Origin of the sequence: Acidithiobacillus sp. M4-SHS-6 (assembly GCF_047421495.1) — a bacterium.
Classification (GTDB): Bacteria; Pseudomonadota; Gammaproteobacteria; order Acidithiobacillales; family Acidithiobacillaceae; genus Acidithiobacillus.
In genome coordinates this window covers 1,264,214-1,279,003 of the sequence record NZ_CP175559.1, presented here as the reverse complement: position 1 = coordinate 1,279,003, position 14,790 = coordinate 1,264,214, and the positions used below count along the sequence as shown (strand labels likewise).

The following is a 14,790-nucleotide window of genomic DNA, read 5'->3' as shown; positions in this document are numbered from 1 at the left end:
TGGAGGTGAGCGCAGACGAAAGCTGGCGAAACCAGGTTTTGGCTGTCGCCTCGCCCGACGTGTTAGATGGCAGTTTTAACGCGATCACCGATCAGGATCTCTCCATCAATGAGTACGTCAACGCGCAGCCCACCGCGACCAACCCAGTGTTTGATCACGGCTGCTGGATCAATGGCCTCGCTGCGCAAGGCGTTGCCCAGAATCGTGCACGGTTCGCAAAGCTCCACGCCGCGCAATCGGACGGCACCGATGGTGAACTCGACATTCAGGAGGCCATTCAGTCTGACGCCCCTAGTCACAATGTTCCGGCGAGTGAGTGATAGGTCAGTCGTTCGTCCTTGCCAGTCACAGAAGAACTCAATCTCTTCTGCTTCGACAAGGGTGAACCGCCCCGAGTATTGTGGAGGCTGATTGAAGTAAGTCATGCCGCTTGGCCGGCCTGACGTTCGAGTTGCTGGTAATATTGTGCCTCAGCTTCTGCCGGAGGGATATAACCCAAGGGCTCCAGAAGTCGGTGATGATTAAACCAATGTACCCATTCCAGGGTGGCCAATTCCAGGGATGCTTTGCTTTTCCAGGGTGCCCGACGATGGATTAATTCGGCCTTGTACAGCCCATTGATGGTTTCTGCCAGGGCATTGTCATAGCTGTCTCCCTTGCTTCCCACAGAGGGTTCGATGCCCGCCTCGGCAAGCCGTTCTGTGTAGCGGATGCTGACATATTGCGATCCCCGGTCGCTGTGGTGAATCAGGGATTGGTCCCGCTGCGGTTGTCGGGCGTGTAGCGCTTGTTCCAAGGCATCCAGCACGAAGTCCGTATGCATGGTAGAGCTGACCTGCCATCCCACAATCCGACGCGCAAACACATCAATCACGAAAGCAACATAGAGCCAGCCCTGCCAGGTGGACACATAGGTGAAATCCGAAACCCAGAGCTGATCAGGACGCTCCGCCCGAAAAATCCGGTGGACCCGGTCTCGTGGACAGGGTACCTGGGTATCTGGAACCGTGGTGCGGATCCGCTTGCCGCGGACTACCCCTTGTATGCCCAGATGCCGCATCAGGCGCTCTACGGTACCACGTGCTACCAGTATCCCCTCGCGATTCATCTGCTTCCAGACCTTATCCGCACCGTAGACCTGCAGGTGTGCCTGCCAGATCCGCTGAATCTCCAGCAAGAGCACCGCGTCCCGCTGCGCCCGGGCACTGCGCAACGTCGGGTTCCGCTGTTGTGCCGCATAACGTCGGTAACCCGATGGGGCAATCTGCAAGACTCGGCAGATCGGCTCGACCCCGAAGCGGTCCCGGTATTGATCGGTGAAACGCTTCAATGCTTCAAACGGCGGTCGAGCTCCGCCTGGGCGAAAAAAGCGCTGGCCAGCTTCAGAATTTCATTCGCGCGCTGTAGTTCCTTGACCTCACGTTCCAGCTCCTTGATACGCTGTGCTTCAGCAGTGCTCATGCCGGGACGTTGACCGGCATCTATTTCTGCCCGCTTCACCCAGGCCAGCAGAGTGGATGGCACACAGCCAATCTTGGGGGCTATAGATTCGACAGCGGCCCACAGGGAAGGATATTCACCGCGATGTTCTTGTACCAGGCGAACAGCGCGCTCACGGACTTCAGACGAAAACTGCTTGGACTTATTCATAGCTCCATTCTCTCAAAGGTTGGAGCCTCCACCAAACCCGGGGCGGTTCAATACTTGATAGGTTGGATAAAAGACGACCGCTACTATTAAGTGCGGGTCTTGTCGAACAAGGACTTGATAAAGAGGCACTCAGGATAGCTCCAGTCGGCGCTCGATGCGTTGGATACGCTCGATCAGTTTATCGAGGGTGATCTGTTGCCTGGCATCGGTTTCTTCGCTCAGGTTGATCTCACGTTTCACCAGGTTCATGGATTGTTCCAGTCCTGATATGCGGTGCTTCATATCCCCCATATCTTCCGCAATCTGATCGACGCGCCCCCGGATGTGACGTAGGTGTTCAAGCACCAGACTTTCGATTTCATCGCTCATACGCCCTTCTCCTCTCGCTGATTGGCTATGCCAACCAGCATACGACATAGCCAGAAAAGTGCAAAGTCAGTTGTGTCTGCATCTGCTGGATAGGTTGCCGGGTTGCTGTCGCCGGTGAAGTGGTGAAGTTCTGAACGTCAAGGATAGCGTGGGTTTTGGGGCGATTTTCGCGGGACAATTTCGGGACAGTAAGAATAGGACATATTGGGATATTCTGGGATATATTGGGATATGGTCATTTCATGTTCTGTTGTTTTTCAGATAGTTATAAAACGCAGAAATGGCGGGATGTGGCGAAAAAGTGGCTAATGCTGGCTACGAACCAGTAGGTCTGGAGTTCGACTCTCTCCGAGCGCACCAATGAAATCAACGGCTTAGGAAAAATTCCAAGCTGTTTTCTGTTTAAAAAGGGAACTTAATCACCGGCGCTACCATCTCCGATTGCCGGGAATTTCGGCAGAACCCGTTCGATATCCGAGCGCCACCAGCCCCGCTTGCCGCCCACTATATAAGATATGGAAAAACCTCCAGGAGGATTTTCAGCACGATTTATGGTTTTTGGGTATCCGGGTTCTGCGCGTATTTTACCGGACTCAAATGACTGCCAATACTGGAGGCCAGTTCATCCGTAACCCCTGTTTGGCGATGCTGATATTTGGTCCAGGCCAGTTCTGCTTTCGGATCCAGATTGCGTCGATAACCCCCGACCTCGCCGACGATTTCCACGGGGGTGCCGACTTGCACCAGCGCCGCTATCTGCTGGGCATTCCAGTTGGACAAGGCCACACAACCTGCCGTCCAACGACCCGGAAAGACCTTGCTGTCCGGATCATCAGAAAATTGTGGACCCATACCATGAATCCCGATTTCGCCGCCCAAGGGCGTATTCTGGGGAGGCGTCTGGCCAGAATCGATGGCGTCCACAATGGCCCGATACTGACGATGGGTAATGATCCCCTGCTTCAGACCCCATTCCGCATTTTCCTTATTGGGATAGGTGAGCCCCATGAAAGGACCATACTGAGTGCCGTAACGTATCCAGCCAATATGATAATGGCCCACGGGCGTCACATCATCACCCCGAATGCGGCGCGGTGCCGAGCCATTGAAACCGATGGCCACAGGATATGTCGCCAGAAGGATATCGCCCCGATAAATCCGGAGCAGATGGGAGGCCGTCGAAACTACAATCTTGACGGGTTGCGCCTGGGCTGGAGCAGAAATGGCCGGTGATACTGCCGGAGCAACCGGAGCAACGACCGGGGGATGGATTTGTGCCGCATAGTAAGCCACAGAATGCACGGTTGGCGCGGAAATCTGGGGAGCACATCCCGCCAAACTCCAGAGTGCGAAGACGACCAGCAGTAAGCACCATTTTCTCAAAACACCCATATACCGGCTTCCTTGGTTTTTCGTTTTCTGACTTTCATAGTATACGCGAGAATCTGGTCAAAAGTCCATGATAATCTGGCAGCTTTTTCTATCCGACCCGACTATAATCCAGTCGCTGCCCTACCCAGCGCTGAATCAGGGCCTGCACCGCTTCGGGATCATGGCGCTCCAGTTGCTCTGCCAGAGCCGGCAATTCGGCCAAAAGGGCTTCATCACGCAGCATATCGGCCACCCGCATCTGCAACAACCCGGTTTGGCGGGTACCCAGATATTCCCCCGGCCCCCGCAACTCCAGATCCTTGCGGGCAATGACAAAGCCATCCCGACTATCTCGCAAAACCTGCAAGCGCGCCCGAGCCTTCGCGCTCAGGGGAGGATGATACAGTAAAATACAACTGCTTTGCCGCTGCCCACGCCCTACCCTGCCACGCAGTTGGTGCAACTGGGCCAACCCCATGCGTTCGGCATGTTCAATGACCATCAGGCTGGCATTAGGTACGTCCACCCCCACTTCAATCACCGTAGTGGCCACCAGAATCCGGGTTTTGCCCGCCTGAAAATCCGCCATCACCCGTGCTTTTTCTGCGGCTGGCAAGCGTCCATGAATCAAGCCCATGGTGACTTCCGGCAAGGCGGCCTGCAAGTCGGCATAACTGGTCTCGGCGGCCTGCAAGGCCAATATTTCCGACTCTTCGATAAGGGGGCACACCCAGTAAATCTGCTCGCCATCGGCCAGGCGGTGACGCATTCGAGCCATCAGCTCCCCCCGCCGGGTATCGGCAATCACCAGGGTTTCGACCGGGCTACGGCCGGGTGGCAGGGCATCAATCACCGACACATCCAGATCCGCGTGGACGGTCATCGCCAAAGTACGTGGGATCGGCGTCGCGGTCATCACCAGCAGATGCGGGATCCGCCCCTTTTCCAGCAACAGGCGGCGCTGATCCACACCAAAGCGATGTTGCTCATCAATAATCACCAGCCCCAACCGGGCAAATTTCACTTCCTCCTGAAACAGTGCCTGGGTACCGACAATAATCTGAATACGTTGCTCCTGTATAGCCTCCAGAAGCAAACGTCGGGCTTTCTGGCCCAGCCCTCCCACCAAATATCCCACCTCAATGCCCAAGGGGGCCAGCCAGGTCGCAAAACGGTTGGAAAGCTGTTCCGCAAGAATTTCCGTCGGGGCCATGAGGGCCACCTGAAAATGCTGTTCCACGGCAGTCAATGCGGCGGCGGCAGCCACCAGGGTTTTACCCGACCCCACGTCGCCTTGCAGCAAGCGGCGCATGGGCTGGGCCTGGGCCAGACTTTGGTTGATTTCGGCAATAACCTGCTCCTGGGCGGCAGTAGGCGCAAAAGGCAACTGCTGCAGAAAACGGCGCCATAAAGTCCCGTTCCCGGCGATGACCGGAGCCCCCGCCACGTCACTGCCAACCCGGCTGGAACGAATGGCCAGATGATTGGCGAGCAGTTCTTCCAGAGCCAGACGCTGCCAGGCAGGATGGACAGGAGTGGGTACATCTTCGGCACTTTCATGTAAAAGCCGCAAACCCTCGTCCAGGGCTGGCCAGGCCGGACCGAGATACTTCGCCAGATAGTCAGGAAGCTGGTCAACGAGGGTCAGCGCCTGGGCGACCCAGCGCCGCCATTGTGCCTGGGTAATGCCCTGGGTACTGGGATAAAAGGGAGTAAGATGGGTCGGCGCCTGGAATTGGGGCCGGTCGGCCATCTCCCATTCGGGATGCACCATTTCCAGTCCCTGGTAACCTGCCCGGGTTTCTCCAAAACACCACAAGCTCCGCCCCGGCTGCCATTGAGCGCGCATGGGGGGCAGCATATGAAAAAGGCGGATATGAAGCTGCCCCGTGCCATCACTGAGGGTGGCCAGCCACTGATCGCGGCGGCCGCGCAAGTGTTCGACCTGGGTGATTTCGCCCAACACCGCAGCTTCTTGCTCAGGCAGCAAAGATCCCATGGGCAGGAGATGACGGCGGTCCTGATAGCGACTGGGCAGGTGGAAAAGCACATCCTGCACCCGCCAGATACCCATGCGTTGCAAGCGCTGCACCAGTGCCGGACCCACACCACGCAGGGCAGAAACTGAACTTTGCAGATAGAAGGAAGAGGGAGTAGCCACCTGCTCAGTCGCTACGGGGCAGAGCCTCGCGCTGGGCCCAGGCCTTCAAAATTTCGTCAATATCCACGGCATGCATCCGCGCCACTCCTGCCAGAGTTTCCCGTTCAGCGATAAAACATTCCCCACAATGAATACCGCGCTCTTCCAGCAGGGTCACCAGCACCGGGTGCTCTTGCAGCAGCACGCGCATGGGCTGGGCCAGCAACTCCGCGCGATCCATCTCAGTCAGACTTGCCCAGGGCGACAATACCATCGATTTCCACCTGGGCACCCCGGGGGAGTGCCGCCACCTGCACGACGGCTCTGGCGGGATACGGTTGGGCAAATTCTGCCTCCAGCGCCTGATTGACCTCGGTAAAGTGACTGAGGTCGGTCAAAAAAACCTGCAACTTGATGGCCTGTTGCAGGTCTGTGCCGGCGGCTACGCATAGCGCCCGGAGATTATCCAGCACCCGCTGGATCTGCAGGGAAAAATCCCCTTCCACCATCTGCCCGGTATGGGGATCCAGGGGTATCTGCCCCGAAAGGTAGAGCAAGCCATTATGGGTCATTGCCTGACTGTAGGCGCCAATGGCCTGGGGTGCTGCATCGCTGTGTACTGGTACTGGCATAAGATCTCCCTGGATTTAGCTTTTGACCCGCTGCACCCGGGATACCATGGGCAAGCTCCGCAAACTGCGCATGATTTTTGCCAGATGATCCCGGTCATGGGCCAATATGGTAAAGGTGATTCCGGTATAGAGTCCATCCTGAGGCTCGATATCCACATGATCGATGTTGGAATCCTCATCGGAAATCAGCGTCGCAATCCGGGCCAGCACACCCCGGGCACTTTCGGCCACGACCCGGATCGTCACCGGGAAGTCGCCGTGGGCATCGGGATCCCACTGCACATCCACCCAGCGATCGCGCCGCTTGCGCCATTCGCGGATGTTATGACAGTCGTGGGTATGGACTACTATCCCTTTACCCGCACTGATGAAACCCAGAATAGGATCGCCCGGGATGGGGCGACAGCAACGCGCCAAGGTGATGGGCATCCCTTCCGTACCCCGAATGAGCAGTGGTTTTTTTGCCGCAGCCTCCCGATTCAGGCGACTGGGTAACAGCTGGCTCACCGCCTGCCCCAGACGCCGCGCGGTCTGTGCCAAACGCCCACGATCATCTTCTTCGGGTAACAATTTATGGGCCACCACCAAGGGAAACACTTCTCCCATTCCGATCGCCGCCAGCAACTGGCCTTCATCCTGGACATTGAAAGTGGTCAGCACCCGCTGCAAATCGGCAGGCAGTATTTGTTGATAATTTCCCCCCAGGCTCTGCAAGGCCTTGTCCAGGAGATTACGACCCAGGGTTTCGGCATCTCCGCGCTGAATGGTTTTGAGATAGGCCCGGACACTGCTCCGCGCCTTGGCGGTGACCACCACATCCAGCCAGCCGGGCTGGGGATGGGCGGATGCGGCCGTGATAATATCCACCTTGTCACCATTATTCAGCAGGGTGCGCAAGGGGACATACATATCATTCACCCGCGCCGCCACGGCCTGATTACCAATGTCCGTATGTACGGCATAGGCAAAATCCACCGCCGTGGCCCCGCGCGGCAGGCTGAGAATTTTTCCTTTGGGCGTAAATACATAGACTTCATCCGGGAAAAGATCGAGCTTGACACTTTCGAGAAACTCCTGGGAATCGCCCCCCTGGGTCTGCAATTCCAGCAAGCGTTGCAACCATGCCCTGGCCTGGGTTTCAGCGTGAGCATGGTTCATGCCGGTTTTGTACAACCAGTGGGCAGCCACACCCGCCTCCGCCACCCGGTGCATGTCTTCGGTACGAATTTGCACCTCCACCGGGTGTCCAAAAGGACCCAGCAACACGGTGTGCAAGGACTGGTAACCGTTGGATTTGGGAATGGCGATATAATCCTTGAAACGCCCGGGAATGGGGCGATACAGACTGTGTATGATACCCAACACCCGATAGCAGGTATCCACATCGGCCACGATCACCCGGAAGGCATGCAGATCCAGGATGGCACTGAAGGCCATGCCTTTTTTCTGCATTTTGCTGTAGATACTGTAGACATGCTTTTCCCGGCCGCTGACCTGGGCATCAAAGCCCTCCTGATGCAGGCGATCCAGCAGCGCCTGTTCGATTTTCTGGACCGCCTCCTTGCGATTGCCCCGCGCCGCCTTGATCGCCTCGTTGAGGGCATGCCAGCGCTTGGGATAGAGGTGCGAAAAAGCCAGTTCTTCCAGTTCGATACGAATCGCATGAATACCCAGCCGCTGGGCAATGGGCGCATAAATATCGAGAGTTTCCCGGGAAATCCGCCGTCTTTTTTCCGGGGTCATGACCCCCATGGTCCGCATGTTGTGCAGACGATCGGCAAGCTTGATCAGCACGACCCGGATATCCCGGGACATGGCCAGGAACATCTTGCGGAAATTTTCTGCCTGGGCTTCTTCCCGAGTTTCGAAACGGACCTGCCCCAGTTTGCTGACGCCGTCCACCATTTCGGACACTTCCGGGCCAAATTGTTCCGCCAGGTTTTCCTTGCTGATTTCGCAGTCTTCTATGACATCATGGAGCAGAGCGGCCTGGATGGTAAAAATATCCAGTTGCAATTCCGCCAGAATACAGGCCACCGCCACCGGATGATGAATATAGGGCTCACCACTGCGCCGGGTCTGCTTCCCATGGGCCGCCGAGGCCAGCTCATAAGCCTCCCTGACCCGAGCCACCTCCTCCGGAGCCATATACTGCTGCAACAAGGCCCGCAGGGGTGCGCAGGGATCATCCAGAGCCGGTTTGACCGGCGGCAGGCGCAGCACTTCCCCCACGCCGGTCGCCAGTGGCAACACCGGGACGGAAATGGCATCCACCGTTTCAGGCGCTGGCGGCATCCTCTGCTCCAGCCAGATCACGACCTGCCGCACCCGGGAAATTGGGCAGCGGAGGGGGCACCTGCTCATCCAGAATAGACCGGGTGACCAGTCCTGCCGCCACTTCCCGCAGGGCGATCACGGTATTTTTGTCCCGTCCCGGTGCTACGCCTGCTACCGCCCCTGCCGCCAACTGTCGGGCACGACGTGCCGCGACCAGGGTCAGTTCAAAACGATTGGTGACATTTTTCAGACAATCCTCAACAGTTACTCTCGCCATTGCTATTTACCTTGTTCCATAGTTAGTCATTGATACCCAAAAGGTCCTTGAGACGCTGGTGCTGGGCGTGCTGTTGGCTACCCAGACGCAGATGTTCCGCATGCACAATACTGCGCAAATCCGCCAGCGCCGTGTCGAACTGGTCATTCACCACCAGATAGTCAAATTCGTCGTAGTGGAGCAATTCCTCACGCGCCGCCGCCACCCGACGAGCGATGACCGCTTCCGAATCCTGGGCGCGTCCGCGCAAACGGGTTTCCAGAGCCGCCAGTGAAGGGGGCAGTATGAATATACTGACCGCCTGCCCCGGCAAACGTTCACGCACCTGGCGCGCTCCCTGCCAGTCTATTTCCAGCAAGACATCCATGCCCGCAAATAACTGGCTTTTGACCCAGGATTCACTGGTTCCATAACCATTACCATGAACCCGGGCATATTCCAGAAATTCACCCCGCTCGGCCATTTCGGTAAACTGCGCCATCCCGACAAAATGGTAATCCGTGCCATCCACTTCTCCGGGGCGTGCTGGCCGCGTCGTATAGGAAACAGAAGTCCGAAACTGCGCAGTCGCGGCTACCAGCGCCCGCGACAAACTGGTTTTTCCCGCCCCGCTGGGTGCCGAAATAATCCACAGGATACCGCGTTCCGGGCCATTCGTCATGATTTTCTACTCCACATTCTGCACCTGTTCACGCATTTGTTCGATCAATACTTTCAGTTCCACCGAAGCGAAAGTGACCTGGCTGTCGGCCGCCTTGGAAGCCAGGGTATTGGCTTCACGATTCAGTTCCTGCATCAGAAAATCCAGACGTCGTCCCACCGCCTCGCGCCGTGCCAGTACCCGCCGCAATTCCGCCAGATGGGTATCGAGACGATCCAGCTCCTCTGCCGTATCCTGGCGCTGCAGATAAAACACCATCTCTTGCTCCCAGCGCTGGGGATCCACCTGCAGGGCGAGATCCGCGAGGCGGGTCTGCAAACGCTTGCGTAATCCCTCTTCCAGCTCCGGGAGATGGGCGCGCAAGGCGCGGGTCTGCTCGGCAATCGCCTCCACCCGACTCAACAGAATCTGGGCCAGGGCCGCACCTTCCCGCTCCCGGGATGTCTGCAATTCTGCAAGGGTGCTGTCCAGCAAGGCCAGCATTTCTTCTTCCAGGACAGCACTGTCCATTCCGGCACTTTGCACCAGACCCGGCCAGCGCAACGCATCCAGCGGGTTTAACACAGCCTCGCGCAGATTCCAGCACTGCAACAATTCGCCATATACCGCTTGCAATTGCCCGGCCAGATCGCGATTGAGCCGTAATCCGCCGCTCTCGACTTCCTGGAAGCGGAGCCAGACATCCACTCTGCCGCGCAACAGGGATTTCTGCAAACGTGCCCGGATGGCACTCTCATACACCGAAAAACCTTCAGGCAAACGCAAGTTGATATCCAGGAAGCGATGGTTGACGGTCCGCAACTCCCAGATCAGGGTTCCCCAGTCGCCATGCCTTTCTCTGCGGGCAAACCCCGTCATGCTTCGAATCATCCGCATTACTCCATCACTACATACGCCCAGAATGAACGTTTAAACTAGCATAAGCCAGCATCATCAGCCATCCGTAGCACACTATCCTAAAAACATAATATATGGCCATGTGAATATATTCATTGACGACCATGGCGCTCTGAACTATATCTTAAATACTGTACTTGAAACGCACGGTCGTCATAAAGATGCGCATGATTTCACAACGGGAGAGTGTCCAATGGTTGCCATGCAGGAAATGCTGTTTGAATGGGATGAATGGAAAGAGCGGGCCATCGCCCTGGGAGTTGCTGAAGACCTGGCTGAACTCGGCAAAAACCTGATGCGGGATGCGTACATGCAGCGCTGGCCAGAATTCGTTCTGAGTGATTGCGGCTGGGATGACGATGGCTTTGGCATGCTGGCCATGGCGCGGGCAAAGCCCGCCGAAACCCGACGGCATTGGGAGCGCCTCTACGCCCAATATCATCGTCGTCCGAGTTGCCCTCTGGAGTCGTCGCAACCCACGGCAAGAGCGCTGGCACCACTCTACTCGCCGGCACGTCAACAGGGTAACGTCCAGCCAAGTTCTCTAGCGAAACATCCAGAGTAACTGGCCAATAATCACGTAATCACGGGCAGGGAAATGGTACCCACATAGCGGCCCACGATCTGCCCCCGGCTAGTACCAGCACAATGAAGCCCAGATTCAGCACCCAGCGGGGCAGATGATGCTTTCCCAATAGGATACCTCTTCTGAGTGCTCACGAAACAGACTCAGACTGGAGCGATGCGTCAAATACCGTTACAATCGCTCGACTATATTCGAACCCTGCCTCATGATTCAACTTCGCCCTTTGAGACCTTGATTTAGGAAATGAACGAGGGAGATACCGGCAATGAAAAATGACGTCATCAGCACCATGATCGAGGGCTTCAAGGAATTCCATCGCCGCTTTTATGTAGAACGACCAGACTTTTTCGATACCTTGATAGAGGAAGGGCAAAGCCCAAAAGTCATGTTGATCGGCTGTTCGGATTCCCGCGTCACACCTTCTTCTCTTTACGGCAAGGAACCCGGAAGCATTTTTGTGGTGCGCAACATCGCCAATCTTGTTCCTCCTGCGGAGCAGGACGGTCACCTGCATGGCACCAGTGCTGCAGTGGATTTTGCGGTCAGCCACTTGGGGGTGGAGCATATCATCGTCAATGGCCATTCCCATTGCGGTGGCATAAAAGCGCTATTGAACAACACGGAAGGCAAGTATATCGGCCCCTGGGTATCCATCGCCAAGGATGCCCGGTCAGACGTATTGCGGGAGTATGGGGGTGCCAGCCCGGAAGAGCAGGCCGCTGCCCTCGAAAAAGCCAGCATCCTGGTTTCTCTGGAAAACCTGCTGACTTTTGACAGCGTACGCCGCCGCGTGGTGCGGGGGGAGTTACAGTTGCATGGCTGGTACTTCGATATGGAAGAAGGGGCTCTCCTCGCCTATGATGTGAAAAGGCAGAAATTCGATAAACTTGCCTGATTTCTGCAGGCACCCGTCACGGCAGTAAGCGAGGAACGTCCTGGCCTAGCAGATAATCGTTGAATGCCAGCGCGGCCCCGGCGAGGCGCTTGCCCCGGCGGTGCACCAGATACCAGTGACGTCGGATGGGCAGGGATTCGACATCCAGGATAGCCAGATACCCACCTTCCAGTTCGAGTCGGATGGTGTGGGTGGAGACGATGCCAAGCCCCAGCCCCGCCCGCACCGCATGCTTGATAGCCTCGTGACTGCTCATCTCCATGATGGCGTTGATCTTCACCCCGGCAGATGCGAAAAACCTTTCTGCGGCACTGCGGGTCCCCGAACCTTCCTCGCGAATGATGAAGGGTTCATTTTCCAAGGCCTTGAGGGGTATGGTGCCCTTCCCCACCAGGGGGTGGCCGGGAGGGGCTGCCACCACCAGGAGGTTCTCCAAGAAGGGGACGGCTTCCAGAGGAACGTCTTCGGGCGGCTGTCCCATGATGGCCATGTCCACCTCGTTGTTCTCCAGTTGTTCGAGCAATACCTGACGGTTAGTGACGGTCATGTTCACCATGATTCCCGGGAAGCTGCGGGCGAAGGCTGACAGGAGGTAGGGCGCAATGTAGGCACCGGTGGTCGCCACTGATATCTGCAGCCTCCCCCTTTGCAAACCCTTCAGCTCGTCCAGTACCTGGGCGGCTTCGTTCAGTTGCTGAGTGATGGCCCGGCTGTAGCGGGCGAACTCCTTTCCCGCCTCCGTGAGATACACCCGTTTTCCCAATTGCTCGAAGAGCGGAAGCCCCGTGGTTTCTTCCAGTTGCTTGATCTGCATGGAGACGGCGGGCTGGGTGAGGTATAGCTCGGCGGCGGCCCGGGTAAAACTCCGGTGTCGGGCCACCGCCTCAAAGACCTTGATCTGCCGTAGGGTCAGGTGCATGGGACGCCCTCCGTACCATAAGCTAAAACTTATCGTAAAAATCATAAACCCTGATTGGAGTTTATAAATAACCAGTCCTATATTGCAAGGGTCGCCCCTGGTGGGGCGACGCCCTGGACAGCCGGGGCGCCAGCAATTACTTAAGGAGGTGCCGAACATGGCCGTCAAGACTTACAACGCCGGAGTGAAGGAATACCGGCAAACTTACTGGACTCCCAATTACGAGCCTAAGGATACGGATATCTTGGCCTGCTTCAAGATCACTCCGCAACCGGGCGTCGATCGTGAAGAAGTAGCCGCTGCCGTGGCTGCCGAGTCGTCCACCGGCACCTGGACCACGGTGTGGACCGACCTGCTGACCGACCTCGACTACTACAAAGGCCGAGCCTATCACATTGAGGATGTGCCGGGCGATGACACCTGCTTCTACGCCTTCGTGGCTTACCCGATCGACCTGTTCGAAGAGGGTTCGGTGGTCAACGTCCTGACATCGCTGGTCGGCAACGTGTTCGGCTTCAAGGCGCTGCGCGCCCTGCGCCTGGAAGACGTGCGCTTTCCCATCGCCTACGTCAAGACCTGCGGCGGCCCGCCCAACGGCATCCAGGTAGAACGCGACAAGATGAACAAGTATGGCCGTCCGCTGCTGGGTTGCACCATCAAGCCCAAGCTGGGTCTGTCGGCCAAGAACTACGGCCGCGCCGTGTATGAGTGCCTGCGCGGCGGTCTCGACTTCACCAAGGACGACGAAAACGTCAACAGCCAGCCCTTCATGCGCTGGCGCGACCGCTTCGCCTTCGTGCAGGAAGCCACCGAAAAGGCGCAGCGCGAAACCGGCGAGCGCAAGGGCCACTACCTGAACGTCACTGCCCCCACCCCCGAAGAGATGTACAAGCGGGCCGAATTTGCCAGGGAAATCGGCGCCCCCATCATCATGCACGACTACCTGACCGGCGGTCTGACGGCCAATACCGGCCTGGCCAACTGGTGCCGAGACAACGGCATGCTGCTGCACATCCACCGCGCCATGCATGCCGTGCTCGACCGCAACCCGCACCACGGCATCCACTTCCGCGTGCTGACCAAGGTGCTGCGTCTGTCCGGCGGCGACCACCTGCACTCCGGCACCGTGGTGGGCAAGCTCGAAGGCGACCGCGAGGCGACCCTGGGCTGGATCGACCTGATGCGCGACGAGTTCATCAAGGAAGACCGTTCGCGAGGGATATTCTTCGACCAGGACTGGGGTTCCATGCCTGGCGTCATGCCGGTGGCCTCCGGTGGCATCCACGTCTGGCACATGCCCGCACTGGTCACCATCTTCGGTGATAATTCTGTGCTGCAGTTTGGCGGCGGCACATTGGGCCATCCCTGGGGCAATGCCGCCGGCGCCGCCGCCAACCGTGTGGCACTGGAAGCCTGCGTCGAAGCGCGCAACGAAGGTCGTGCCGTGGAGAAGGAAGGCAAGGCCATCCTAACAGAGGCCGCCAAGTCCAGCCCCGAACTGAAGATCGCCATGGAAACATGGAAGGAAATCAAGTTCGAATTTGACACCGTGGACAAGCTCGATGTCGCCCACAAGTAAGCACTGTTGTTGTAAAAGGTTGGCGCGGCGTGTCCGCAGATCAAACTCGGTGCGCTGTTCAAATGGATCGACTTGAAAGGAAATCAAAATGTCTGAAGTGATGGATTACAAAAGTCGGCTGAGCGACCCTGCCAGCCGCAAGTTCGAAACCTTCTCCTACCTGCCCGCTATGAAGCCCGAGCAGATCAAAAAGGAAGTGGAGTACCTGGTGAAAAAAGGCTGGAACCCGGCCATCGAGCACATCGAGCCAGAACACATGATGAGCTCCTACTGGTACATGTGGAAGCTGCCGATGTTCGGGGAAACCGATGTGGACAGAATCCTGTCTGAAGCCGAGGCTTGCCACAAGGCCAACCCGGAAAACCATGTGCGGCTAATCGGCTATGATAACTTCAGCCAATCGCAAGGCACCTCCATGGTGATCTATCGCGGCAAAACGGTGTAAATCACACGCGACGGGTGACCGTAATTGGGCGCGCCCTGGCCCCCGTCGCCCCGCAAGGGCACGGGGGCTTTTGTTTGTCCGCCCATGAAGCG

Annotated in this window: 16 protein-coding genes and 1 other annotated feature; of the genes, 4 read left to right on the top strand and 12 right to left on the bottom strand. The window is 57.3% G+C overall.

Going from position 1 to position 14,790, the window contains the following annotated elements; genetic code table 11:
* Positions 1–62: 62 nt before the first annotated feature.
* From ACJU26_RS06505 to ACJU26_RS06455, 11 genes are all read right to left on the bottom strand, one after another.
* Positions 63–425, bottom strand: a complete 363-nt coding sequence (locus ACJU26_RS06505; RefSeq protein WP_414041698.1) for an MOSC domain-containing protein — start codon at positions 423–425, stop codon at positions 63–65.
* Positions 422–1,650, bottom strand: a protein-coding gene (locus tag ACJU26_RS06500) for an IS3 family transposase (RefSeq protein ID WP_414041194.1) whose coding sequence is annotated in 2 segments (ribosomal slippage) — positions 422–1,371 and positions 1,371–1,650 — 1,230 coding nt in all. Because the reading frame shifts where the segments join, the coding sequence is not laid out codon by codon here. The genes ACJU26_RS06505 and ACJU26_RS06500 overlap by 4 nt, the downstream gene beginning before the upstream one ends.
* Positions 1,256–1,372: a sequence feature (AL1L pseudoknot), on the bottom strand. (Overlaps the previous gene by 117 nt.)
* 129 nt (positions 1,651–1,779) lie before the next feature.
* Complete coding sequence (locus ACJU26_RS06495; RefSeq protein WP_414041697.1) at positions 1,780–2,019, bottom strand: hypothetical protein; 240 nt, start codon at positions 2,017–2,019, stop codon at positions 1,780–1,782.
* Positions 2,020–2,568: 549 nt separating this feature from the next.
* Positions 2,569–3,411 carry a L,D-transpeptidase family protein gene (locus tag ACJU26_RS06490; protein WP_414041696.1) on the bottom strand — a complete coding sequence of 281 codons (843 nt, stop codon included), beginning with the start codon at positions 3,409–3,411 and terminating at the stop codon, positions 2,569–2,571.
* An 88-nt stretch (positions 3,412–3,499) separates the two neighbouring features.
* Complete coding sequence (gene recG / locus ACJU26_RS06485) at positions 3,500–5,551, bottom strand: ATP-dependent DNA helicase RecG (RefSeq protein ID WP_414041695.1); 2,052 nt, start codon at positions 5,549–5,551, stop codon at positions 3,500–3,502.
* A gap of 4 nt (positions 5,552–5,555) precedes the next feature.
* Positions 5,556–5,804: a DUF1858 domain-containing protein gene (locus tag ACJU26_RS06480; RefSeq protein WP_414041694.1), complete on the bottom strand. Its 249-nt coding sequence runs from the start codon at positions 5,802–5,804 to the stop codon at positions 5,556–5,558.
* On the bottom strand, positions 5,773–6,162 hold the full coding sequence (locus tag ACJU26_RS06475) for a Rid family detoxifying hydrolase (protein ID WP_414041693.1): 390 nt from the start codon (positions 6,160–6,162) through the stop codon (positions 5,773–5,775). The genes ACJU26_RS06480 and ACJU26_RS06475 overlap by 32 nt, the downstream gene beginning before the upstream one ends.
* A 15-nt stretch (positions 6,163–6,177) precedes the next feature.
* A complete protein-coding gene (locus tag ACJU26_RS06470; protein ID WP_414041692.1) occupies positions 6,178–8,457 on the bottom strand; it encodes a RelA/SpoT family protein in 2,280 nt (759 codons plus the stop codon).
* Complete coding sequence (gene rpoZ, locus ACJU26_RS06465) at positions 8,441–8,716, bottom strand: DNA-directed RNA polymerase subunit omega (RefSeq protein ID WP_414041691.1); 276 nt, start codon at positions 8,714–8,716, stop codon at positions 8,441–8,443. Before rpoZ ends, ACJU26_RS06470 begins: the two co-directional genes overlap by 17 nt.
* 22 nt (positions 8,717–8,738) lie before the next feature.
* Positions 8,739–9,377 (bottom strand): guanylate kinase, encoded by a 639-nt coding sequence (gene gmk / locus ACJU26_RS06460; RefSeq protein ID WP_414041690.1) that lies wholly within the window; start codon positions 9,375–9,377, stop codon positions 8,739–8,741.
* A 6-nt stretch (positions 9,378–9,383) separates the two neighbouring features.
* Positions 9,384–10,247, bottom strand: a complete 864-nt coding sequence (locus ACJU26_RS06455) for a YicC/YloC family endoribonuclease (protein WP_414041689.1) — start codon at positions 10,245–10,247, stop codon at positions 9,384–9,386.
* A gap of 220 nt (positions 10,248–10,467) precedes the next feature.
* Between ACJU26_RS06455 and ACJU26_RS06450 the strand changes: the two genes are divergently transcribed.
* Positions 10,468–10,839, top strand: a complete 372-nt coding sequence (locus ACJU26_RS06450; protein ID WP_414041688.1) for a hypothetical protein — start codon at positions 10,468–10,470, stop codon at positions 10,837–10,839.
* 286 nt (positions 10,840–11,125) lie between these two features.
* The gene (locus tag ACJU26_RS06445) at positions 11,126–11,755 is read left to right on the top strand and encodes a carbonic anhydrase (protein ID WP_414041687.1); all 630 of its coding nucleotides are present in this window, start codon (positions 11,126–11,128) and stop codon (positions 11,753–11,755) included.
* A gap of 16 nt (positions 11,756–11,771) precedes the next feature.
* On the opposite strand, the gene ACJU26_RS06440 is transcribed toward ACJU26_RS06445, so the two are convergent.
* Positions 11,772–12,674 (bottom strand): LysR family transcriptional regulator, encoded by a 903-nt coding sequence (locus ACJU26_RS06440; RefSeq protein ID WP_414041686.1) that lies wholly within the window; start codon positions 12,672–12,674, stop codon positions 11,772–11,774.
* 157 nt (positions 12,675–12,831) lie between these two features.
* Between ACJU26_RS06440 and ACJU26_RS06435 the strand changes: the two genes are divergently transcribed.
* Both ACJU26_RS06435 and ACJU26_RS06430 read left to right on the top strand, forming a co-directional pair.
* Positions 12,832–14,253 (top strand): form I ribulose bisphosphate carboxylase large subunit, encoded by a 1,422-nt coding sequence (locus tag ACJU26_RS06435; protein ID WP_414041685.1) that lies wholly within the window; start codon positions 12,832–12,834, stop codon positions 14,251–14,253.
* An 88-nt stretch (positions 14,254–14,341) separates the two neighbouring features.
* Positions 14,342–14,698, top strand: a complete 357-nt coding sequence (locus ACJU26_RS06430; RefSeq protein ID WP_414041684.1) for a ribulose bisphosphate carboxylase small subunit — start codon at positions 14,342–14,344, stop codon at positions 14,696–14,698.
* Positions 14,699–14,790: the final 92 nt, after the last annotated feature.

Coding starts and splice junctions, on each gene's coding strand:
- ACJU26_RS06490 (WP_414041696.1), bottom strand. CDS start 3,411: ATGGGTGTTTTGAGAAAATGGTGCTTACTGCTGGTCGTCTTCGCACTC.
- ACJU26_RS06475 (WP_414041693.1), bottom strand. CDS start 6,162: ATGCCAGTACCAGTACACAGCGATGCAGCACCCCAGGCCATTGGCGCC.
- ACJU26_RS06470 (WP_414041692.1), bottom strand. CDS start 8,457: ATGCCGCCAGCGCCTGAAACGGTGGATGCCATTTCCGTCCCGGTGTTG.
- ACJU26_RS06440 (WP_414041686.1), bottom strand. CDS start 12,674: ATGCACCTGACCCTACGGCAGATCAAGGTCTTTGAGGCGGTGGCCCGA.
- ACJU26_RS06480 (WP_414041694.1), bottom strand. CDS start 5,804: ATGGTATTGTCGCCCTGGGCAAGTCTGACTGAGATGGATCGCGCGGAG.
- ACJU26_RS06495 (WP_414041697.1), bottom strand. CDS start 2,019: ATGAGCGATGAAATCGAAAGTCTGGTGCTTGAACACCTACGTCACATC.
- ACJU26_RS06435 (WP_414041685.1), top strand. CDS start 12,832: ATGGCCGTCAAGACTTACAACGCCGGAGTGAAGGAATACCGGCAAACT.
- ACJU26_RS06505 (WP_414041698.1), bottom strand. CDS start 425: ATGACTTACTTCAATCAGCCTCCACAATACTCGGGGCGGTTCACCCTT.
- ACJU26_RS06455 (WP_414041689.1), bottom strand. CDS start 10,247: ATGATTCGAAGCATGACGGGGTTTGCCCGCAGAGAAAGGCATGGCGAC.
- ACJU26_RS06445 (WP_414041687.1), top strand. CDS start 11,126: ATGAAAAATGACGTCATCAGCACCATGATCGAGGGCTTCAAGGAATTC.
- rpoZ (WP_414041691.1), bottom strand. CDS start 8,716: ATGGCGAGAGTAACTGTTGAGGATTGTCTGAAAAATGTCACCAATCGT.
- gmk (WP_414041690.1), bottom strand. CDS start 9,377: ATGACGAATGGCCCGGAACGCGGTATCCTGTGGATTATTTCGGCACCC.
- ACJU26_RS06450 (WP_414041688.1), top strand. CDS start 10,468: ATGGTTGCCATGCAGGAAATGCTGTTTGAATGGGATGAATGGAAAGAG.
- ACJU26_RS06430 (WP_414041684.1), top strand. CDS start 14,342: ATGTCTGAAGTGATGGATTACAAAAGTCGGCTGAGCGACCCTGCCAGC.